The following is a 2483-nucleotide window of genomic DNA, read 5'->3' as shown; positions in this document are numbered from 1 at the left end:
CCGACTATCGCATTTCTACTTTACAATGTCCTTCCAATCCCAATCAGGGACACAGTTATGCCGGCATGCATCATGATATCGAAGCTCCTATCGATGTCGACAATAATGGCGTTTTGTTTTTGAACAGCAGCGTACGCTATGATGACATTCCAGACGGAAGCTCGAAGACAATCTTTCTTGGCGAGATCACTCAAGGAAATGAACTTGGCTGGGTTTCTGGAACCCGGTCAACTTTGAGAAATGCCGGCACGGAGCCGAATGCCACTTATTCAAATTTGTTCCCAGGCCAAACTGCCTTTGAACAACGATTTGATTCCGACGATACGACCCCGGGAGCCGAAAAACAGGAAAAAGATTCTGATACATCAAACAGTGATCCCAAAATACTTCACGTCGGGGGGTTTTCCAGTTTTCACACAGGTGGTGCTCATTTTGGATTTGGTGATGGATCTGTGCGTTTCCTGAGTGAGAATCTTAATCTTGAAACGTATCAGGCATTAGCAAATCGACATGACGGACAGTTAATTTCTGATTATTAAATCAGAAAAAGAATTTAGAATCATCGGTTTCCGGGCAAAATTATTTTCTAACAACAGAAGAAAAGTCGTTCCATGCTTTTAAAACGAAACAGACTTCGCAATCGTTCCGGATTTGTGCTGATTGAGTTACTGGCCGTCATCATGATCATCGCGATTTTGATTTCACTTCTACTTCCCGCAGTTCAACAGGCCCGTGAAGCGGCTCGTGCCACGCACTGTAAAAATAACCTCATACAAATCGGCATTGCACTTCATAATTACCAGATGAGCCATATGGTTCTACCTTCCGGTACGGTCAATCCGCAGGGCCCCATTCTTAATCAACCGATTGGCTATCATGTGAACTGGGTCCTCCAGATTCTCCCTTTATTGGACGAAAAAGCAGCATTTCGCAGCTATAATTTCAAATTTGGAGTCTACGACAAAGTCAATCGTACGACAGCGAACTATATCCTGACTGGTTTTCAGTGTCCTTCCAGTAGTCGAGGCGGATATAATTATGCAGGCTGCCATAACGATACTGAAGTACCGATTGATGCAGACAACAATGGGATCTTATATCTCAACAGCAGTATTCGCGACAAAGATCTGAAAGATGGTCGATCTTATACGATATTTGTAGGAGAAACAGTCGACGGTGGTTTTTTGAGCTGGCCGTCTGGCACTTCATCCACTCTTCGAAATATGGGGACCAAAATCAACGAAGTCAACCTGAGCCCGACCACATTCAACCAAATGCAGAGATTTGGCTCTGATCATCAATACCACTTCGAAGCGGATCCAGATGACGGAATGCTCGAACCCTGGGATACATTACCAACAGATTCCGATAGCAGAGAAGTGGAAGGGCTACTGCCCCTCCCCGAAGAACAGCAGGCTCTGCTTCAAGTGGGAGGATTTTCAAGTCCTCATACAGAAGGGGCTCATTTTTGTCTGGGCGATGGTTCAGTGCGTTTTATTAGCCAAAAAGCGAATTACGAGATTCTGAGAAATCTTGCCAATCGCCATGATAGTAACCTGATCGGAGAGTACTAGAATTTCCCACATGAAGACGAATCTGCTAAATTCCGGATTCCATAGTGCCATCTATTTTTCGATGATATTTTTTTTGTATCCTCAAATTGTTGAAGCGATAGAAATTCATGATATACGGTGGGGATTCGGCGACCGGCTTGTGGCTTACAAAATCAATCCTGTTACGATTTTAGTTGAAAATACCACTTCACAACCATTTGAGAGCGAGATCAGACTTCAACGAGAAACCTTTCGCGGGCAGCAAATTGGCATCGCTCTTTCGTCTACGACTTATATTGCTCCTTTTGAAAAAAAATGGGTCCAGTTTTACCCCTATCTCACTGAATCAGCAGACAACTGGAAACTATACTGGAAACAGGGAAACGACCAGCGAACACAGTCATTTTTCTCACCACGTCCGATGCCCAGCGCCGTTACGATTCAATTGGTGCAACCAGATAGTTTGAGCAAAGTCATACCCGGAATCAAGCAGTATCCCGAAGACTTGTTCCCTCCCATTTTAGGTGCCGTTGATCCTTTGAATGAAGTCTTTTTAGATCATGTTCCCAAATGGGAGAAATCTCGCAGAAATACTTTTATGCAATGGGTTTATTCGGGAGGAATCGTACACCTTTTCGAAAATCCAAATGGAGAGCTGCCTGCTTTTCCCGAATCTTACGCTCCTTTAAACATGAATACCACAAAATCTCCCGTTCAATATGGTACTGGAGTTATTTATTTTCATCGCAAAAAACTGGCTGATGTTCCCCCTTTGGAACTCAAGCAATTAATCAAGAAGAACACACATTTGGTCGATTATCTCCAATCGCATGAATTGGAGAAAGATGATTTCCCTCAATTGCCTAATCCTTCGTACTCTCCCTCAACTGAAAACTCTACGATAAACTCAATCGCCAGTGATGAAGATAT

General features: G+C 43.5%; 3 protein-coding genes. All 3 read left to right on the top strand.

Going from position 1 to position 2483, the window contains the following annotated elements; translation table 11 throughout:
- The first annotated feature begins 11 nt into the window (after nt 1-11).
- Nucleotides 12-539, top strand: coding sequence for a DUF1559 domain-containing protein (locus Q0294_RS05445; RefSeq protein ID WP_299461695.1), 528 nt, complete (start codon nt 12-14; stop codon nt 537-539).
- Between the two features lie 72 nt (nt 540-611).
- Nucleotides 612-1574, top strand: a complete 963-nt coding sequence (locus Q0294_RS05440) for a DUF1559 domain-containing protein (RefSeq protein WP_299461693.1) — start codon at nt 612-614, stop codon at nt 1572-1574.
- A 10-nt stretch (nt 1575-1584) separates the two neighbouring features.
- Nucleotides 1585-2483, top strand: an 899-nt coding sequence (locus Q0294_RS05435) for a hypothetical protein (RefSeq protein WP_299461691.1), incomplete at its 3' end; no start/stop codon positions are given.

The organism is uncultured Gimesia sp., assembly GCF_937919775.1.
GTDB lineage: Bacteria > Planctomycetota > Planctomycetia > Planctomycetales > Planctomycetaceae > Gimesia.
This window is presented reverse-complemented; position numbering and strand designations above follow the sequence as displayed.